The sequence below is a fragment of the Candidimonas humi genome, assembly GCF_019166065.1.
GTDB lineage: Bacteria > Pseudomonadota > Gammaproteobacteria > Burkholderiales > Burkholderiaceae_B > Candidimonas > Candidimonas humi.
Window position 1 is genome coordinate 1 of record NZ_JAHTBN010000011.1, and the last position, 19,157, is coordinate 19,157.

The 19,157-nt window shown below is 67.9% G+C and carries 18 protein-coding genes; 8 read left to right on the top strand and 10 right to left on the bottom strand.

Annotated features, from left to right (window positions below):
• Positions 1–1,037: murein hydrolase activator EnvC family protein (locus tag KVP10_RS18255; protein WP_217966176.1), on the bottom strand; the 1,037-nt coding region annotated here is incomplete at its 3' end.
• A 49-nt stretch (positions 1,038–1,086) separates the two neighbouring features.
• Positions 1,087–1,836 carry a 2,3-diphosphoglycerate-dependent phosphoglycerate mutase gene (gene gpmA, locus KVP10_RS18260; RefSeq protein WP_217966177.1) on the bottom strand — a complete coding sequence of 250 codons (750 nt, stop codon included), beginning with the start codon at positions 1,834–1,836 and terminating at the stop codon, positions 1,087–1,089.
• A gap of 89 nt (positions 1,837–1,925) precedes the next feature.
• Here gpmA and KVP10_RS18265 point away from each other — a divergent pair, with 89 nt between their 5' ends.
• From KVP10_RS18265 to KVP10_RS18285, 5 genes are all read left to right on the top strand, one after another.
• Positions 1,926–2,336 (top strand): rhodanese-like domain-containing protein, encoded by a 411-nt coding sequence (locus KVP10_RS18265; protein WP_343218768.1) that lies wholly within the window; start codon positions 1,926–1,928, stop codon positions 2,334–2,336.
• A gap of 124 nt (positions 2,337–2,460) precedes the next feature.
• Positions 2,461–2,718 carry a glutaredoxin 3 gene (gene grxC / locus KVP10_RS18270; RefSeq protein ID WP_217966178.1) on the top strand — a complete coding sequence of 86 codons (258 nt, stop codon included), beginning with the start codon at positions 2,461–2,463 and terminating at the stop codon, positions 2,716–2,718.
• 37 nt (positions 2,719–2,755) lie between these two features.
• Positions 2,756–3,268, top strand: coding sequence for a protein-export chaperone SecB (gene secB, locus KVP10_RS18275; protein ID WP_217966179.1), 513 nt, complete (start codon positions 2,756–2,758; stop codon positions 3,266–3,268).
• A 208-nt stretch (positions 3,269–3,476) separates the two neighbouring features.
• Entirely contained in the window at positions 3,477–4,514 is a 1,038-nt protein-coding gene (locus KVP10_RS18280; protein WP_343218769.1) for an NAD(P)H-dependent glycerol-3-phosphate dehydrogenase, read from the top strand.
• 35 nt (positions 4,515–4,549) lie between these two features.
• Entirely contained in the window at positions 4,550–5,554 is a 1,005-nt protein-coding gene (locus tag KVP10_RS18285; RefSeq protein ID WP_217966181.1) for a Bug family tripartite tricarboxylate transporter substrate binding protein, read from the top strand.
• A 472-nt stretch (positions 5,555–6,026) separates the two neighbouring features.
• Here the strand turns inward: KVP10_RS18285 and KVP10_RS18290 are convergent, their stop codons facing one another.
• Positions 6,027–6,497 (bottom strand): tRNA (cytidine(34)-2'-O)-methyltransferase, encoded by a 471-nt coding sequence (locus KVP10_RS18290; RefSeq protein WP_217966182.1) that lies wholly within the window; start codon positions 6,495–6,497, stop codon positions 6,027–6,029.
• A 218-nt stretch (positions 6,498–6,715) separates the two neighbouring features.
• Positions 6,716–7,522, bottom strand: coding sequence for a ComF family protein (locus tag KVP10_RS18295; RefSeq protein ID WP_217966183.1), 807 nt, complete (start codon positions 7,520–7,522; stop codon positions 6,716–6,718).
• A gap of 87 nt (positions 7,523–7,609) precedes the next feature.
• On the opposite strand from KVP10_RS18295, the gene KVP10_RS18300 reads away from it, so the two are divergent.
• The gene (locus KVP10_RS18300) at positions 7,610–8,533 is read left to right on the top strand and encodes a methyltransferase domain-containing protein (RefSeq protein ID WP_217966184.1); all 924 of its coding nucleotides are present in this window, start codon (positions 7,610–7,612) and stop codon (positions 8,531–8,533) included.
• A 167-nt stretch (positions 8,534–8,700) separates the two neighbouring features.
• Here KVP10_RS18300 and KVP10_RS18305 read toward each other — a convergent pair whose 3' ends face one another.
• The 4 genes from KVP10_RS18305 to rsmB form a co-directional block, all read right to left on the bottom strand.
• On the bottom strand, positions 8,701–9,387 hold the full coding sequence (locus tag KVP10_RS18305) for a response regulator (RefSeq protein ID WP_217966185.1): 687 nt from the start codon (positions 9,385–9,387) through the stop codon (positions 8,701–8,703).
• A gap of 90 nt (positions 9,388–9,477) precedes the next feature.
• The gene (locus KVP10_RS18310; protein ID WP_376810983.1) at positions 9,478–11,829 is read right to left on the bottom strand and encodes a sensor histidine kinase; all 2,352 of its coding nucleotides are present in this window, start codon (positions 11,827–11,829) and stop codon (positions 9,478–9,480) included.
• On the bottom strand, positions 11,784–12,347 hold the full coding sequence (locus KVP10_RS18315; protein ID WP_246600826.1) for a DUF4390 domain-containing protein: 564 nt from the start codon (positions 12,345–12,347) through the stop codon (positions 11,784–11,786). The genes KVP10_RS18310 and KVP10_RS18315 overlap by 46 nt, the downstream gene beginning before the upstream one ends.
• Positions 12,348–12,507: 160 nt before the next feature.
• Positions 12,508–13,797 (bottom strand): 16S rRNA (cytosine(967)-C(5))-methyltransferase RsmB, encoded by a 1,290-nt coding sequence (gene rsmB, locus KVP10_RS18320; RefSeq protein ID WP_425514662.1) that lies wholly within the window; start codon positions 13,795–13,797, stop codon positions 12,508–12,510.
• A 456-nt stretch (positions 13,798–14,253) separates the two neighbouring features.
• On the opposite strand from rsmB, the gene rimO reads away from it, so the two are divergent.
• Positions 14,254–15,570: a 30S ribosomal protein S12 methylthiotransferase RimO gene (gene rimO, locus KVP10_RS18325; protein ID WP_217966187.1), complete on the top strand. Its 1,317-nt coding sequence runs from the start codon at positions 14,254–14,256 to the stop codon at positions 15,568–15,570.
• Positions 15,571–15,707: 137 nt separating this feature from the next.
• Here rimO and fmt read toward each other — a convergent pair whose 3' ends face one another.
• Positions 15,708–16,661 (bottom strand): methionyl-tRNA formyltransferase, encoded by a 954-nt coding sequence (gene fmt / locus KVP10_RS18330; RefSeq protein ID WP_217966188.1) that lies wholly within the window; start codon positions 16,659–16,661, stop codon positions 15,708–15,710.
• A 236-nt stretch (positions 16,662–16,897) separates the two neighbouring features.
• A complete protein-coding gene (def, locus tag KVP10_RS18335) occupies positions 16,898–17,413 on the bottom strand; it encodes a peptide deformylase (RefSeq protein WP_217966189.1) in 516 nt (171 codons plus the stop codon).
• A gap of 345 nt (positions 17,414–17,758) precedes the next feature.
• Between def and dprA the strand changes: the two genes are divergently transcribed.
• Positions 17,759–19,081: a DNA-processing protein DprA gene (gene dprA, locus KVP10_RS18340; RefSeq protein WP_217966190.1), complete on the top strand. Its 1,323-nt coding sequence runs from the start codon at positions 17,759–17,761 to the stop codon at positions 19,079–19,081.
• Positions 19,082–19,157: the final 76 nt, after the last annotated feature.

The following is a 19,157-nucleotide window of genomic DNA, read 5'->3' on the forward strand; positions in this document are numbered from 1 at the left end:
GCGGCCGCCCGCGCGGACTGCTGCTGGGCCTGCCTGGCCTTTTCGGCCTCGGCCTGGCGTGCCTGGGCGCGGGCCGCCTCGACCTGCTCGCGAGCCTGGCGCGCCTGTTCCTGCGCCTGCGCTTGCTGCTGCGCCTGGGCCTGAGCCTGGGCCTGCTTGCGGGCCTGGGCCTCGCGGGCGGCCTGCTCGGCCTGCAGCTGCCGTTCGCGCGCCTCGCGGGCGCGGCGTTCGGCTTCCGCCTTGCGCCGTTCGCGTTCCTTGCGTTCGGCCTCGCGCTGCTGGGCAATGGCCTGGTCCAGCCCCTGGATCAGGCGGCCCATGCGCTGGTCGTTGTGCTCCAGTGTCTGCGCCTGGCCGCGCTGCTGCTTGAGCTGGGCGTCGATACTGGCCAGTACTTTCTGATGTTCCAGCTTTTGACGTTCGAGTTCGTCTTTTTGTTCCTGGGTCTGCTGCGCCACTTGCAGCAATTCCTGGCGGCGCGCCTCGGAACGGACCCGCAAGCCGTCCAGCTCCTGCAGCACCCGGCGGATGGCCCGCAAGGTATCGGCGCGCGCCTTGGACACATAGCCCAGATAGCCCAGCTCGCGCCCTATGGCCTGGGGGTCGTTGCCGGACAGCAGGGCCGTCCAGGGAGACAGGCCGCTGGCATATTCCGAGCGCAATTGTTCGGCCAGCTCGGCCTGGCGCGCCGCCAATTCCTTGCGGCGCGCGGCAGTATCGGCAGCGATGCGCGCCAGATCGGCCTCGGCGGCGCTCTTCTGGGCGGCCAGCTCGGTCAGGCGCCGGTCGATCGACGAAATGGCCGATTCCGAGGCCTGCAGCGCGTCGGCGGCCTCGCGCCGCGACGATTCCTGGTGGTCGATGTCCTTTTGCAGCTTCTGGATGCGCCCGCGCAGCTCGGAACGCTGCTTGCGCGCCTGTTCCTGGCGGGCCGCCAGCACCGCCGAGGAATCGGCGGCCACGGCGACGCCCGCCCATGCGCCCGCGATCAGCGCGGCACAGCCGGCCAGGCGCCGCAAGTCTGCCGTTCCGATCATGAGGAAGCGCGCATCCGGGAGGTTTCCTTGTCTTTGCCTATCTGATTGCCTATTTGGCAGCCTTGCCCTGGGCCGCCACGGCGGCCACCGCGGCCGCGATCTCGTCGGGGTCGCCCAGATAATAATGGCGGACGGGGCGCAGTTCGTCGTCCAGCTCGTACACCAGCGGCTGCCCGGTGGGGATGTTCAGGTGCACGATGTCGTCGTCCGAAACGCCGTCCAGATGCTTGATGAGCGCGCGCAGGCTGTTGCCGTGGGCGGCCACCAGCACGCGCCGCCCGGCGCGGATGGCCGGCGCGATCGATTCGTTCCAGAACGGGATGACGCGCGCCACGGTGTCCTTGAGACACTCGGTGGCGGGCAGCTTGTCGGCCGCGATCTTGGCGTAGCGGCGGTCGAAACGCGGATGGCGCGGGTCGTCCAGGGGCAAGGGATCGGGGGCGATGGCATAGGCTCGGCGCCAGATCAGCACCTGCTCATCGCCGAACTTGGCCGCCGTCTCGGCCTTGTTCAGCCCCTGCAGTGCGCCGTAGTGGCGCTCGTTCAGGCGCCAGCTCAGGCCTATGGGCGTGTACATGGCGTCCAGCGCGTCCAGCGCGATCCAGAGCGTGCGTATCGCGCGCTTGAGCACCGAGGAATACGCCAGGTCGAACTCGAAGCCCTGGCTCTTGAGCAGTTCTCCGGCCTGCCAGGCCTGCTGCCGCCCGGTTTCGGTCAGGTCTACGTCGGTCCAGCCGGTGAAGCGGTTTTCCAGATTCCACTGGCTCTCGCCGTGGCGCATGAGTACAAGTTTATGCATGGTCAGAAAGGCCCGAAAGGTGAATTGTTTTCTCCATTTTATAATTGTCTGATTCGGCTCTTATTCCGGGAGCCAATTCAGGATAGATCGTGGATTTTCTTTTAAGCCAAAACAACCTGTACATAGTGATCATCGCCCTGGTTTCGGGCGGCATGCTGCTGTGGCCGTCGCTGACCAAAGGCCGCGGCGGCAACGCGGTAAGCGTACAGGAAGCCATACAGTTGGCAAACCAGCGCCAGGCGATATTCGTCGACGTGCGCACCCCCGAGCAGTTCAAGGCCGGCAGCATCGCCCAGGCGCGCAATATCCCGGCGGCCGAACTCGCCGCCAAGGCCGCGGGGCTGCCCAAGAACAAGCCCGTCATCCTGGTCTGCGACCAGGGGCGCGAATCCGCGCGGGCCGTGGCGGTGCTGCGCAAGCAAGGCCTCGAGGCCGTGAGCCTGGAAGGCGGCCTGCGCGGCTGGACCCAGGGCGGCCTGCCGCTGGGCAAGAAGGCCTGAGCCTTTTGCCGGCCGGCCCGGCCTTTCCTGCCCGCCGAGCCGGCGGCAGGCCTTGTCGGCAGCCATTCGGCCCCCATATGTACTATATCTATAAATTCTGATGGCGCTATCCAGCGCAAGACCTATGGCCAACGTTACCATGTACTGCACCGGGGTTTGCCCCTACTGCGCCCGCGCCGAAATGCTGCTCAAGCAGCGCGGCGTCACCGAAATCAACAAGATACGCATCGACCAGGATCCTTCCCAGCGCGCCGTCATGATAGAGCGCACCGGGCGGCGCACCGTGCCGCAGATCTATATCGATGACCGCCACATCGGCGGCTACGACGACCTGTCGGCGCTGGACCGCGCCGACGGTCTGGTACCGCTGCTGCAGCACTAAATTCCGACACACATCTTATAACCAGGAAAACCATCCCATGGCCGACCAAGACACCAACACCCAGCAGGACTCCCAGGACCCCAGCTTCAGCCTGCAGCGTACCTACGTGAAGGACGTATCGCTGGAAATGCCCAACGCGCCGCAGATCTTCCTGGAACAGGACACTCCCAGCGTCGAAGTGTCGATCAACGTCAGCGGCCAGCAGTTGGCCGACACCGTCTACGAATGCACCGTGACCTCGACCGTCACCACGCGCATCTCGGACAAGGTGCTGTACCTGATCGAAGCCACGCAAGCCGGCATCTTCGAAGCCTCCAACATCCCGGCCGAACAGCTCGACCCGCTGCTGGGCATCGTCTGCCCGACCATGCTCTACCCCTACCTGCGCGCCAACGTCGCCGACCTCATCAACCGCACCTCCCTGCCCCCGCTGCACCTGGCCGAAGTCAACTTCCAGGCCCTGTACGAACAGCGCATCTCGCAAATGGCCGAAGAACAAGGCAAGAACGACTCCGGCATCGTGCTGCCGCCGGGCGTGACGCGGCAGTAAGATGAGTACGCCCGCGCGGCCGCCCGGAGGGCGTACTCCCTCCCATGGGGAGGATGCCGCGCAGCGGCAGGAGGGCCGCCCTTCCCTTACGCCCGCGCGGCCGCCCGGAGGGCGTACTCCCTCCCACGGGGAGGATGCCGCGCAGCGGCAGGAGGGCCGTTCTTCCTCTACGCCCGAAGGACGCGCCGCATCCCCCATCCGCGTCGCGGTGCTGGGGGCGGGCATCTGGGGCACGGCGCTTGCCGCACTGGCCAGCGTCCGCGCCGACACCCTGCTGTGGGCGCGCGACGCCGGACTGGCGCAGCGCATGCGCGCCACCGGCCGCAACGACAAATACCTGCCCGACATCGCCCTGCCGCCGCAACTCGCGATCGGCGACGATTTCGACGCCGCCGCGCGCCACGCCTGCGGGCCCGCGGGCGGCCTGCTCCTGCTGGGCGTGCCGGTGGCCGGCCTGGGCGGCGTATGCGCCAGCCTGGCGCCGCAACTGGCCGCGCGCGGCGGCGACGCCGCCCCCGTATCCCTGGTCTGGACCTGCAAGGGCTTCCACCAGGAAACCGGCAAACTGCCTCATGAAATCGTCCAGGAAGCCCTGGCCGCGGCCGGCCTGGACGCCGCCGCCACTCCCGGCCTGGGCGTGCTTTCGGGCCCGTCCTTCGCCCTCGAAGTCGCGCGCGGCCTGCCCGTAGCCCTGACGATCGCCGGCACCCGGCCCACAGTGGCCGCGGCGGTCACGGCCAGCCTGCACGGCGGCCATGCGCGCATCTATACCAGCACCGACGTGGTCGGGGTCGAAGTGGGCGGCGCCCTCAAGAACGTGATGGCCATCGCCTGCGGCATCGCCGACGGCCTGGGCCTGGGCACCAATGCCCGCGCCGCGCTGGTCACGCGCGGCCTGGCCGAAATGCAACGCCTGGGCGTCGCGCTCGGCGGACAGGCCGACACCTTTGCGGGCCTGACCGGCCTGGGCGACCTGGTGCTGACCGCCACCGGGGCCCTGTCCCGCAACCGCCAGGCGGGCCTGGCGATCGGCCAGGGCGCCACCCTGGAACAAGTGCTGGCCAGGGGCATGACGACCGAAGGCGTGCGCTGCGCCCGCGCCGCGCTGGAACTGGGCCGGCGCCATCGTGTAGACCTGCCTATTACAGAGGCCGTGTGCGCAGTATTATTCGACGGTATTTCACCCGTACAGGCGGTCTCGAACCTGCTGGCCCGCGAAGCCCGGGCCGAGACGGCACTGTCCTGACATCTTGATCCATGCCTACATCGAAGGGATTTTTCATGTCCAAGTTCTTGCCGTCCCGCAGGGCCGCGCACAAGACCATCCTGAGCCTCGCCGCCAGCGCTGCGGCGCTGTGCGCCGTTCCCGCCGCCATGGCCTCGCCGTGGCCGGACCATGCCATCCAGATGGTGGTGCCGTTCCCGCCCGGATCCTCGCCCGACACCCTGGCCCGCCTGATCGCCGACCCGCTGTCCAAGGCCCTGTCCCAGCCCGTCATCGTCGAGAACAAGCCCGGCGCCGGCGGCAACATCGGCACGCGCTATGCCAGCAAGGCCAAGCCCGACGGCTACACGATCCTGCTGACGATCAACGGCCCCATGGTCACCGCGCCCACGCTCTACAAGAAGACGCTGGGCTATGACCCGACCAAAGACCTGGCGCCCATCACCCTGGTGGGCACCAGCCCCAACGTGCTGATCGTGCCGGCGAGTTCCAAGGCCAAGAGCGTGCAGGATTTCGTGGCCATGGCCAAGGCCAAGCCCGATGCGCTGAACTACGGCAGCGTCGGGCCCGGCAGTTCCTCGCACCTGTCGATGGCGATGTTCGAACACCAGTCGGGCATTTCGCTGCAGCAGATCCCCTATACCGGCTTTCCGCAGGTCGTCTCGTCCATCATCAGCGGCGACATCCAGGCCAGCTTCATGGTGCCCGGCGTGGCAATGCCGCAGATCAGCGCCGGCAAGGTGCGCGCGCTGGCGATCACCAGCCTGCAGCCCAGCGAGTTGCTGCCGGGTATCCCGACGATGGCGAGCCAGGGCTACCCCGGCTTCGAGGCCATATCCTGGGACGCCATGTTCGCCCCCGGCGGCACGCCCGAGGACATCGTCGACCGCCTCAACCAGGCCATCACGCAGATTCTCGCCGACCCCGATGTGAAGCAGAAGATGGCGGCGCTGTATTTCTCGGCCGAACCGTCTTCGCCCGAACAGCTCACCGACCTGATGAACAAGGACAAGGCGCGCTGGGGCGCCGTGATCGACAGGCTGCATCTGTCGCTGGATTGATAGCGCTTGCGGCTCGCCGCAAGAGTCCGTACGCCGCCTTCGTTTGATTACGTCGGCGGCTTTTTATTTGTTTGCACGGGCCTGTTCGCAAGATCAGGGTCTGTGGTGCATTCGCCTGTGCTGCGTTCGGCTGTGCTGCGTTCGGCTGTGCTGCGTTCGGCTGTGCTGCGTTCGGCTGTGCTGCGTTCTTGAGCCGCCGGGGCTGCCCTGCGGTTCCGATGCTCGGCAGACTCGCCTGCGCTTCGGACTCCTACGGGGTCCCCGGCTCGCAGCCAGGCATCCTGTACTGTTGTTGTCCCGTTTCTAAACCAGGCTTTGTTTAGAAACGGATTAAACCCGTCGCATGTCGCGGTGCAAGCTGAGGACCCCGGAGGAGTCCGAAGCACAGCCCGAGGTTGGGCGAGCATCGGAACTCCGCAGGGCAGCCTCAGCGGTTCAAGAACCCAGTAACGCGCGCCCCAACCACCCCGCGTCAGACGCTCCCCTCATACCCCGCCTGGCGCCAGGCCTCGTAGACAGTTACCGCGACTGCATTGGACAGATTCAGGCTGCGCTGATTGGGACGCATCGGCAGGCGCAGCCGCTGTTCCGGCGGAAACAATTCCAACTGGGCCGCCGACAAACCCGCGGTTTCGCGGCCGAACACGAAGACATCCCCCGGCTGGAACCGCGCCTCGCCCAGCTTCGTGCTGGCGCGAGTCGTCATGGCATAGCACCGCTGCGCCGCAGCCCCTATGAATTGCAGCGCCTGCTGCAGGCTGTCGTGCACCCGCACATCGACCCACTCGTGATAATCCAGCCCGGCGCGCCGCAGCTTGCTGTCTTCGAGCTCGAAGCCCAATGGCCGCACCAAATGCAGCCAGGCACCCGCATTGGCGGCCAGCCGGATGACATTACCCGCGTTGGGCGGAATCTCGGGTTCGACCAGAACGATATGAAACATGGCTTCCTATATAAGTGGTGTGCAGCCCCGGTGTGTAGCCAGCCGTCGCAGCCCAATGCGGCTCTTGGCCGAAAAAGGCCGAACACTCCGGCCGGGCCGGGTCCCGCCGAGCCTGCGCTTTCCCGGCGCCTGCTCTCAAACACTGCAAGCAGGCCGGGCGCCTCAAGGGCCTCTGCGCCTTTGCCTCCCCCCGCCCGGCATTGCCGCGCGGCGGCACATCAGCGGCCCTCGCCGTAGGGCGTGCGCGCCACCACCAGCCCGGTCACCGACGCGGCGCCGGCCGCCTTGAAGGCGCGTGCGATGCTGTCCAGCGTGCTGCCGGTGGTGAGCACGTCGTCCACCACAGCGATGGCCGCGCCGGGCACCGGCGTCGGACACGCGTAAAGATGCTCGACACTGCTGAGCCGCTGTTCGCGCGGCAGCCTCGCCTGCCGGCGCCCCTCGCGGGTGCGCTGCAGCAGTTCGGGCCGCAGCGCATAAGGCAGGCGCCGCGCCAATGCGCGCGCTATCTCGGCTGCCGGATTGAAGCCGCGCCGTTTCAGGGCGTCCCGGCTGGCGGGCACGGGAACCATGATTGTATGCCGCGGCAAGGACGGCGCCGCGCATTCCACGGCGCCGGCCAGCAGTTCCGCCAGCGTGCGCGCGTGCGCATGGCGGTGCCGGTTCTTCATGTGGCGTATGAGCAGGTCGCCGGGCGCGGCGTAATCGAAGGCGGCGACGACGCGATCGAAGGCCGGGCACAGCACGGCGCAGTCGGGACACTGCCGCCCGCGCAGCGACAACGCGCACACGGCGCAATGCGCGGGCGCGGCGGCACGCGCGGACAGGACATCGCCGCGGCAAACGCCGCACAGCAGATTGCCGGCTGCCGGCCCGCCGCATAGCGGGCAGTCGCAAGGTATCCGGCGCAGCAAGTCGTCCCAGCCGCGCCGCAGCCTCCAGGCCCGCGCCGCGCAGGCGCTGCCGAAAGAAAGATGCCGCGTGGAAGAAGGCGCCGATTCGCGCGCCGGGGTGGGATAAGCCATAATAGTAGGAACTGCATGCCGGCTCGTCCGAGCTCATGCCGCATCTGAGCACGAATCTCCCAGAGCCACCAGCCCTTGCGCGCAATCATGTCACAGCCTCCCACCCTGCCCCTGAACCCCGACCACGTGACGCTGCAGTTCTCGCGCCGCAGTCCGCTGGACGAAGCGCAGTTCTTGTATGGCGAAGTGACGCAGCGCATGCTGCAGCGCCTGAGCTACATACGGCTGCAGCCCACGGCACTGCTCGACGCGGGCTGCGGCGCCGCGCACGCGCTGGAACCCTTGCGCTCGCGCTACCCCGAGGTGGACTACATCGGACTGGACGCCAGCGCCGCCCTGCTGCAAGTGGCCACCGAAAGATACTCGGCCAAGCCCAGCCTGTGGCAGAAGCTGCGCAACAAGCCCACTCGCGCCGTGCGCTTCCTGCGCGCCGACATGGCCGACAGCGGCCTGCCGCCCGAAAGCCTGGACCTGGTCTGGTCCAATATGGCGCTGCACTGGCATCCGCAGCCGCACCGCGTGCTGGCTGAATGGCGGCGCACGCTCAAGACCGGCGGCCTGGCCATGTTCTCGTGCCTGGGCCCGGGGTCGCTGCGCGAACTGCGCGATGCGCTGCAAAGCGCCGGCCTGGACACCGTCACGCCCAGCTTCGTCGACATGCACGATTTCGGCGACCTGCTGATCGAGCATGGCTTCGCCGACCCGGTCATGGACCAGGAAATCCTTACGCTGACCTACCGCAATGCGGACAAGCTGCTGGCGGACTTGCGCGCCCTGGGCGGCAACCCCGCGCTGGGGCGCAAGCCCGGGCTGGCCTCGCGCGCCTGGCGCGACCGCTTGTGCGAGGCCCTGGAAAAGCAGCGCCACCAGGACGGCACCATACACCTGAGCCTGGAAATCGCCTACGGGCATGCCTGGCGCGGGGCGATCGACCGCAGCGTACCCGGCGAGACGCGGGTTTCGGTAGCGTCCATCGTGCGCAAGCGCAAGTCCGATCCGACGCAATCCTGAAAGAGCTACGGCGCCAGTTGGGCGACCGGCGATGAGGCGCCGGCCGAGGCCGGCCGGGCATCGATTATTTCCTGCGTAGAGCTAGTTCTTGCAGCTCGCCGCCCGCGGGATCAACTGCGCCCGCCGGATCAACTGCTTTTCTTGCACGACGAATCGATGCCGAGCTATCAACTACTTTTCTTGCGCGACGAATCGATGCCGAGCTGCTTGAGCTTGCGATAAAGGTGGGTGCGTTCCAGGCCGGTTTTTTCCGACACGCGCGTCATGCTGTGATTCTCGCGGCCCAGATGGTATTCGAAATATATGCGTTCGAATTCGTCGCGCGCATCGCGCAGGGGCTGGTCGAGCGCGATGCTGCCCAGCAGGGAATTGCCGGTGTCCTTGGCTTGCGGTTCGGCGGCTTCCGGCGCCGGCGTGGTGACCAGCGGCTGGCCGGTTTCGGGGCGTCGTTCGGGCAGGCGCGCGGCCGCCGCCAGGCTGGGCGATAGCACCGGCCGGGCCAGGCCGGCGGCGATGGATTTCAGCAGCTTTTGCAGGGTGATGGGTTTTTCGAGGAAATCGACCGCGCCGATGCGGGTGGCCTCGACCGCCGTATCCACGGTGGCGTGGCCGCTCATCATGATGACCGGCATGTCGAGCAGGCCCTGCGAACCCCATTCCTTGAGCAGGCTGACGCCGTCGGTGTCGGGCATCCAGATATCGAGCAGGACGAGATCGGGCCGCGCGCGCAGCCGCGCGGCCCGGGCCTGCGCGGCGTTTTCGGCGAGTTCGACGGTGTGTCCTTCATCGTAGAGGATCTCGGACAGCAGCTCGCGTATGCCTATTTCGTCATCAACAACCAGGATTCTGGCCATACATCCTCACTTATCTTTTCCCCGCATTATCGTTCCCTTGCGCCGCAGAGTCCATAGACCGCAGGGACGGGCGCCCTGGGCGCGGCGCCATCAGGCTTGCGCACTTCCAGAACCGGGGGCCAGGCGCGTCAGCAGAATCGATATGCGCGCGCCGCCTTCGCGCCGATTGGAAATGTCGATACGCCCGCCGTGCTCTTCCACGATTTTCTTGACGATGGCCAGGCCCAGGCCGGTGCCCGTCGACTTGGTCGTGACATAAGGCTCGAAGACGCGCGGCAGCACTTGCGACGCGAAACCGGGGCCATTGTCCGTGACGGTCAGGCGCACCGCCTGGTGCTGTTCGCCCCCGTCGGCGCCGGAATGCGTCAAGCGCGTCTGCACCTGGATGCGGGCCTCGGACAGCGGCTGTTCCTGGCTGGCTGCGTCGCGCGCATTGGCCAGGAGATTATGTATGACCTGGCGCAGCTGCATCGGGTCGCCCTCGATGATCGGAACCTCGGCATCGAAATCGGCCTCGATCGCCGGCCCGCGCCGCTCTTCGCGTCCGGTCGCACCGGCGGCCGGATCCCAGCCATACAGCGTCAGCACCTCGGCTATCAGCGCGTTGATATCGATCGCCTGCATCTGGGCGGGCGGCGTGCGCGCGTATTCGCGGAAGTCGTCCACCATCTGCTTGAGCGAAGCCACCTGGTTGACGATGGTATTGGTCGAACGCACGAGCATGGCGGCGTCGGCCTCGCCGAGCCGGTCGGCCAGCTTCATCGCCAGGCGCTCGGCCGACAACTGTATGGGCGTCAGGGGATTCTTGATTTCGTGCGCCAGGCGGCGCGCCACCTCGCCCCAGGCCACCGTGCGATTGGCGGAAATGACTTCGCTGATGTCGTCGAACACCACCAGGTAGCCGTTGTTGCGGCCGTCCACGCTGAGATGCGTGCCGCGCGCCAGCAGGGTAACCACGTGTTTCTTCTGCTCGTTGTCGCTGGCGGCCTCGACTTCCAGCTCGAACTGCTGCTGCCAGTACTGGCGCTCCGAGCCCACCGCGGTGTGGGCGGCGAAAGCCTGGCGGATCTGGTGCGACAACTCGAACGCGCCCTCGACGGTCTCGAGCGGCCGGCCCTTGACCGAGCGCAGGTCGACGCGCAGGATGGCCTGCGCCCCCTGGTTGAACATGGTGACGCGGAAGGCTTCGTCGAACACCAGCACGCCCGAGGACAGATTGCTCAGCACCGATTCCAGGTACACCTTGGAGCGCTCGAGCTGCTGGCGGTTGCTCTCGACCATGTGGCGCGCTTCGTCGAGCTGGCGCGTCATGGCATTGAAAGAACGGGTCAGTTGCCCGACCTCGTCCTTTTCGGGCGGCTCGGGCAAGGGCCGGTAATCGCCCACCCCGACCGCCTGCGTGCCCGCGGCCAGCGTCAGCAGCGGGCGCACCAGGCGGCGCGACAAGGCCAGCGCGGCCACCACGGCGGCAAACACCGCCAGGATCAGCGCCAGGGTCAGGGTAATGCCGTACAGCTTGCGCAGGCCCAGGCGCGACAGGGCCAGTTCCTGATAGTCGCGAAAGCCCTGCTGCACCTGGTTGGCGTTGTGCGCGATCTGGTCCGGCACCGGCTGTATCACCTGCAGCCAGCGCGTGTCGGGCGCCACGCCCAGCGCATAGGAAAAGCGATCCATCGAATTGATGGGTATCACGATGCGCAGGCGCAGCCCCGAACCCTCGTCTTCCGGGCCCAGGCCGCCGCTCTTGCGGTCATAGGTTTCCGCCGCCGCGTAGCCGCGCGACACCCGCAACTGGTTCATGACGCTGGCCGGCGGCATGTCGGGCAGCAACTGGCCATAGGCCGAGGACGAGAAGGCCACCAGCCGGCCGCTGCCGGTAAAGACCATGACCTCGGCCACGCCGCTGGCTTCGCGCAAGGTGGTAATGGCCAGCGCCATGTCCGAATCACTGGAATTGGCCAGCTTGGCCGCAATATCGCGCGCGCGGGAAGTCAGGTCGTTGATCTGCGAATCGAGCGCCGCGCGCCCCAGGTTCAGCCCCGCTTCCAGGGCCGTATCGACGCGCACATTGAACCAGGACTCGATCGACCGCGACATGAACTGCACCGACAGCACGTAGATCAGCGCGCCCGGCAGCACGCCGATCAGTGCGAACGACAAGGCCATGCGCGAAGTCAGGCGCGCGCCGAACTGGCGGCGCCGGATCTGGCGCAGCAGCCTCGCGGTAAGCACCAGCACCCAGAAAATCAGGGCTACCGCGAATATGCCGTTGAGCAGCAGCAGCGTGTCGTACTGCTGGGCATAGCGCGAGGCATTGCCTGTGGACCACACCAGCAGCGCGAGCAGGGCCAGGGCGCTGACCGCCGCGACGGCCAGCACCAGCCTCAACCCCCACGTCAGGAGGGATCTGCGACGGAAACGGAAAAGGTGAAATCTTTCCATGGAGTGGTCATGGACCATGCGCTGCTATTGAGCGCATTGATCTGGAAGGGCCGCGCCAGGCGCGAGGTGTCCAGGCGCAGGCGGATCTTGCCGTGGTACTTGCGGTCGGACTCGAGATCTTTGACGCTGGCCACGGCCCAGCCGCGTATGTGCCGGATCACCGACAGCGAATCGCTCAGCGAGGTTTCGGGCAGGGACAGGTCGCCGGTGCCTACCCGCCACTGGCGGGTCAGGGCGTTGTAGACCACGCGCCAGGTGAGCTGCTTGTCCACCACGGTGCGGTCGAACCACCACCAGCGACGCGCGACGATTTCCAGGTCGGCGGTGAAATAAATGGGCACGCCTTTTTCGGCGGCATCGCGCAATTCGCTGCTGACGTCGAAGTCGATATCGGCGTCGATGTAGAGCTCGCCGTCGCGCACCGCGGGCTCGACCCGGGTGACCTGGGCCGGATCCTGCGCCCACGCGGGCCCGGCCTGGACACACAGGCCCAGGCATACGAGCAGCAGACACAGCATGCGCAATATCATCAGTTGCGTAGGTTCTCGCAAAGCCCGAAGGCGAAAGCCCCGGGAAAAATCCGCAGCGCCCGCCCGGCGCCGCCACGCCCGGTAAAGGGCTGGCCGGCAAGGCGGGACCGTTAGTGCGGAGCTTCCCTGGCCCATTATTTTTGACGACTCAAGGCTTCTTGGCAAACAAAGCGTAATAGAAGCCATCATACAGGCTGGCCGCGCCCTGCCCGGGCAGCGGCAGCAACTGTCCCGGCGCGGGCAGGCGCAGCGCGTCGGGATGGCGCCCGGCGAACTGCTCGGCCTGGACCCGGCCTTCCTGCGGAAAGATCGAGCAGGTGGCGTACAGCAGGCGCCCGCCGGGCTTGACGGTGCGCCACAAGGCGTCGGCGATGCGGCGCTGCAGCGCCGCCGTGCGGGCCACATCGGCCTCGCGGCGCAGCCAGCGGATGTCGGGATGGCGGCGCACGATGCCCGAGGCGGTGCAGGGTACGTCGGCCAGCACAGCGTCGTAGGGACGCCCGTCCCACCACTGCTCGACATCGGCCGCATCGGCGCAGCGCAGCGACACCTGCGGGCCGTCCAGCCCCAGGCGCCGCAGGTTCTGCGCCACACGCTCCAGCCGCCCGGCATCGGCATCCAGGGCCTGCAGCTCGATGTCGGCCGATTCCAGCAAATGCGCGGTCTTGCCGCCCGGCGCGGCGCAGGCATCCAGCACGCGCATGCCGTCGGCCGGCGCCAGCAGACTGGCCGCCTGCTGGGCCGCGGCGTCCTGCACCGACCACAGCCCCTGCTCGAAGCCGGGGATCTGCTGCACCGGGCAGGGCCGCGCCAGGACAATGCCCGCCGCGCCCAGCGGCTGCGCCTCGATGCCGGCCTGCCGCAAGCGCGCCAGCAGCTCGGCCGGCGTATTGCGGCGCACATTGACGCGCAGGGTCATGGGCCCGGGCTCGTCGGCCGCAAGCAGCAAGGCCTGCCAGTCGTCGGGATAGGCGCGTTCGAGCAGCCTGACCCACCATTCGGGATGATTCCAGCGCCCCCGGGTCGTGTGCAGCGCCCTTTCCAGCAACTCGTCGCGGCCGCGCAGGAAATTGCGCAGCACGCCGTTGAGCAGGCCCTTGTAGGACGCGAGCCGGCTTTGCGAGGCCGCGGCGCACACCGCCTGGTCCACCACCGTATGCACGGCGTACACCGGCACATCGCGCCGCAAGGCTACCCGCCCCGCAGCATCCGCTTGCCTGCCTTTCTGTTCGTCGCCGGCGGCAAGCGCGGCCGCAGCTGTGGTTGCAGGTGCTGTCGTGGGCGCTGTCGCAGTTGCAGCCGGGCTCGCGGCAGCCGCGGCGCAGGCGGCGTCCAGCACGACCAGGCTGACCAGCAGCAAGGCATCGAACAACGGATTGGGGGGAACCCGCCGCACCAGGGCCGAGCGCAGCTCGCCGGCCAGGCCCAGGCGGCGCATGGCATGAAAGGAAATCGCCTGCGCGCCCGCCCGCAGCCCCGCCGGCGTCTGCGCCAGGCTGTCCGACAGCGAGCGCCCGGACAACACCGCGCGCACATTGTGCGCGGCGGCCAGCAGGATATCGGACAGTGCGGGGCCGGAAGGCCCGGCGGAGGTTTCGGATACGGACTTGGGCATGGCGGCAGGAGGAATCTGGTAGGGACTGTATCACCAATTCATGAGAGGGCGCGGGCATGGAACCTGCTCCTCGGGACGCCCGCCCCGCTTCAGGACGGGTCGACGCCGTCGCGGCCACAAACCAAGGATGGCTAGGCAGGGGGTCCCATCAGCCTTGCACACCCGCCGCCGCGTTTTCCAAGGCCCTGCCGCAACCGTTAAAATTACAGTCTTTTCCTGCCCCCTACGCACTGCCCCCAGGCTTCCCTCGCGGGCGCGGGTATACCAGAGGTCTCATCCATGAATTCCCCCAAAGTCGGTTTCGTCAGCCTGGGCTGCCCCAAGGCGCTGGTCGATTCCGAACGCATCTTGACCCAATTGCGCACCGAAGGCTATGCCATTACGCCGGACTACGACGATGCCGACGTGGTGGTGGTCAACACCTGCGGCTTCATCGACAGCGCCAAGGCGGAATCGCTGGATGCCATCGGCGAGGCGATCGCCGAGAACGGCAAGGTCATTGTCACGGGCTGCATGGGCGTGGAGGAATCGGCGATCCGCGACGTGCATCCGGCGGTGCTGGCGGTCACCGGGCCGCAGCAATACGAACAGGTGGTACGGGCGGTGCACGAGGCCGCGCCGCCCAGCCTGGAACACGACCCCTACGTCGACCTGGTGCCGCCGCAAGGCATCAAGCTCACGCCGCGCCACTATGCCTACCTGAAGATTTCCGAGGGCTGCAACCACCATTGCAGCTTCTGTATCATCCCGTCGATGCGCGGCCGGCTGGTCAGCCGCCCGGTGGGCGACGTGCTGGGCGAGGCCGAGCGCCTGGTCAAGGCGGGCGTCAAGGAACTGCTGGTGATCTCGCAGGACACCAGCGCCTATGGCGTGGACGTCAAGTTCCGCAGCGGCTTCTGGAATGGCCGGCCGGTCAAGACCCGGCTCACCGAGCTGTGCCAGGCGCTGGCCGGCTTCGGGGTCTGGACGCGGCTGCATTACGTCTATCCCTATCCGCACGTGGACGAGGTCATTCCGCTGATGGCCGAAGGCCGCATCCTGCCCTACCTGGACATTCCCTTCCAGCACGCCAGCCCGCGCATCCTCAAGGCCATGAAGCGCCCCGCCTTCGAAGACCGCACGCTGGGGCGCATCCGGCAATGGCGCGAGGCCTGTCCCGAGCTGACCCTGCGCTCGACCTTCATCGTCGGCTTTCCCGGCGAGACCGAAGAAGATTTCCAGTACCTGCTGGACTGGATGTCCGAAGCCCAGCTCGACCGCGTCGGCTGTTTCCAGTATTCGCCGGTGCAGGGCGCGTCCGCCAATGAGCTGCCGGGCGCAGTGCCCGACGAGGTCAAGCAGGAACGCTGGGAACGCTTCATGGCGCATCAACAGGCGATTTCCATCGAAAGGCTGGCGCAGAAGGTGGGCCGCGAGATCGACGTGCTGATCGACGAGGTCGACGCCGACGGCGCGGTCGGGCGCTCCAGCGCCGACGCGCCCGAGATCGACGGCAATGTCTACGTACAGAGCGAGCGCCCGCTGCAGCCGGGCGACATGCTGCGCGCCCGCGTCACCGACAGCGACGAATACGACTTGTACGCGCAAGCCGTCTGATAGCGCCGCGCCATCGAAGAGACGAGGGCTCTCGCCCAAGACTTCGCGCCAGGCAGGCACCTCAGGCGACAAATACGCAAGGCAGGAGCCTTGCGCAGGAGCGTTGCCAGGCCATGCGCGGGCCGGCCCCTGCCGCTTCAGCCCCGGGAATCGGCTTGCGGCTGCCAGCCGCGCACGAATATGTCGACCGGCTGGCGCTTGCCGCCGGCCTTCTGCAGCACAAGCAGCCGCAATATTCCATCGGCAGTGGCAAGGTCTATGCCTTGCGGCCCCACGGCTTCGACTTCGCCGGGCGCGCGGCTTGCGGGGCGCGCCAGCGCCTCGGCCAGCCAGACCTTGACCGGCTCGGCCAGGCCCGGCAGGCGCGCGGTGGCGCCGGGCACCGGGTCGAAGGCCCGGACGCGCCGTTCGAGTTCCTGCGCCGGACGGGAAAAATCCAGCGGGGCTTCGGCCTTGTCCAGCTTGGCGGCATAGGTGACGCCGTCGGCCGGCTGGGCTTGCGGCTCGATGCCGGCCGGCAGCCGGTCCAGCACCTCGACGATGGCTTGCGCCCCCAGCGCCGCCAGTTCATCGTGCAGGCGCGCGGCATTGTGTTGCGGCGTTATGGGGATTTCCTTGCGCAGCAGCATGGCGCCGGTGTCCAGCCCGGCATCCATTTGCATGATGGTCACCCCGCTGCGCGCGTCGCCGGCCTCGATGGCGCGCTGGATCGGCGCCGCGCCGCGCCAGCGCGGCAGCAGGCTGGCGTGGATGTTCAGGCAGCCATGGCGCGGCAGGTCCAGCACCCATTGCGGCAGGATCAGCCCGTACGCAGCCACTACCATCGCGTCCGGAGCATATTGTTCCAGCGCCAGGCGCGCGGCCCGGGCTTCTTCGGGGTATTTGCCGTCCAGGCGCAGGCTGCGCGGCTGCAGCACGGGTATGCCCGCCGCCTCGGCCGCCTGCTTGACGGGACCGGGCACGAGCTTCATGCCGCGCCCCGACGGGCGGTCGGGCTGGGTCAGGGCCAGGCCGACCTCGTGCCCGTGCGCCAGCAAGGCGTCCAGCGCCAGGCGCGCGAATTCGGGGGTTCCGGCAAAGACGAGTCGCATGATGATATGGATACGGCGGTTTCAAAACCGCATGATAGCAAGCGCCCCGACGGCGGCGAGGGGCTTGCCTGGAAGAGCCTGTCAGGGCCGCCCGCTGCGGCAGGCGGGCTGGGGGGCAAGCTCAGGCCTCGTTCGCGCAACACCCCGAAGCAGCGCGTGCAACGAGCAGCCTATGCCATGGCCATCGAGAAGCTTTGGGCATCGAGACGCCCCGCCGCCCATGGCCGCGCCACATACTACATGCGCTGGGCTTCCAGGCGTTCCTGCTTGCGTATCTTGGTGCGGATGCGGTTCTGCTTGAGGGGCGACAGGTATTCGACGAATACCTTGCCCAGCAGATGGTCGAGCTCGTGCTGCACGCACACGGCCAGCATGCCGTCGGCGTCGAACTCGAAAGGCTCGCCCTGCTCGTTCAGCGCGCGCACGTGGATGCTCGCCGAGCGGCGCACTTCGTCGTAGACGTCCGGCACCGACAGGCAGCCCTCTTTGGAGATCTCTTGCTCTTCGCTCTTCCAGGTGATTTCGGGATTGATCAAGACCAGCAGATCGTTGCACTCGTCGGAAATATCGATGACCACCACCCGCTCGTGCACGTCCACCTGCGTAGCTGCCAGCCCTATGCCCGGCGCCTCGTACATGGTTTCGGCCATGTCGCGCACCAGCTTGCGGATGCGATCGTCGACGACGGCCACCGGCTTGGCGACTTTGCGCAAGCGTGGGTCGGGATAGCGAAGAATAGGAAGCAAAGCCATACGTAGATCCAGTGTGTCGGGCGGCGCCTTGCGAGGCGGCGCAAGCCGCGGGCCGCGTGGGCCGCTGGGTGCCGCGCCCGGCAAAGCCGGCGGGTCCGCGCGGCCGGCGGCACCGCAAACGACATCCCCGCAGCACGGCCGCCCGGGCCATATATCAAAACTCTATATTAAATCAAAGGCCTGCATACATCACGCGGATCCGGCGCAAAGGCCGGCCCGCGACACGGCCCGAGGCCCGCCTCGCGACAGGCGGGATTCGCCAGCAGACGCACCCCTGCCACAGGGGGCGGCTATCCCGGTCACTTACCGCTGCACCAAGGCGCCATCCTGTGCCACACTCGCGTCATGCCGCTACATCTGCCTCCCGAAGAAATTTCCGCCTGGGTCCGCCTGGCGGCCGAGCCGGGGCTCGGCCCCGTGCAGGCGCGCCAGTTGCTGCAGGCCCTGGGCCTGCCCCAGCATATCTACGCCGCGCGCCCGGCCGCCCTGGCGCGCCTGTTGCCCCTGGAGCTGGCGCAAGCCCTGGGCGCGCCCATGTCCGAGGCAGCGCAGGACCTGGCAACGCGTACGCTGGAATGGCTGCGGCATCCGCGCCACCACATGGTGACGCTGGCCGACCCGTCCTACCCCGCGGCGCTGCTCGATACCCACGACCCTCCCCTGCTGCTGTACGTGAACGGCAGGCCGGAACTGCTGTCGGCGCCCACCATCGCCATGGTGGGCGCACGCAATGCCAGCGCCGGCGGCATCGACAATGCGCAGGCTTTCGCCCGCCACCTGGCCGCGCAAGGCTGGTGCATCGCCAGCGGCCTGGCGATGGGCATAGACGCGGCCAGCCACCGCGGCGCCCTGCTCGCCGGCCCCCAGGGCGGCGGCACCGTCGCCGTGCTGGGCACAGGCATAGACATCATCTACCCGTCGCGCAACCATCAACTGGCCCACGAAATCGCCGAACACGGGGCCTTGGTCTCGGAACTGCCACTGGGCACCCCCGGACTGCCGCATCAATTCCCCCGGCGCAACCGCATCGTCGCCGGACTGGCGCGCGGCATCCTGGTGGTGGAAGCCGCGCGCCAGTCCGGCTCGCTCATCACCGCCCGCCTGGCCACGGAAATCGGCCGCGAAGTGTTCGCCATACCGGGATCCATCCACTCGCCCCTGTCGCGCGGCTGCCATGCGCTGATCCGCCAAGGCGCCAAGCTGGTGGAGTCCGCCGCCGATATTCTCGAGGAGCTCGGGCCGCGAGCCGCCACGGCGGCACGCGCGGCGTCGGCTCCAGGCGATGTCCCCGCGACCGGCAGTCTGCCGCGCTCGGCCGCGCTTCCATTGCCCGGCATGGCCGCCGAGTCCGCCGCAGCCGATGCAACGTCTCATGCAAGGCCCGATGCAAGACCCCCCGGCCGGCCCGCGCAGACTGGGGCGCAGGCCGGAACACAGTCCGCAAACATGCCCGCGGCCGGCGGCAGCTCGCCGGCGCCCCGCGCCGCCGAAGAGCAGCGCGTGTTCGAGGCCATGGGCCACGATCCGGCGGACGTCGACACGCTGCAGCGGCGCACGCAACTGCCGGTGGCGGCGCTGCATGCCGCACTGCTGGCTCTCGAGCTGGACGACGCGATCGCCAGGCTGGACGACGGCCGCTACCAGCGCCGCCAAAAAGCTTATGATTGAAGTTTGAATCCGCACGGCAAGCCGTGGCATGCCGGTCCGCGCCATATCGGCCCGGCCTAGGCAGGCCGCGGAATAT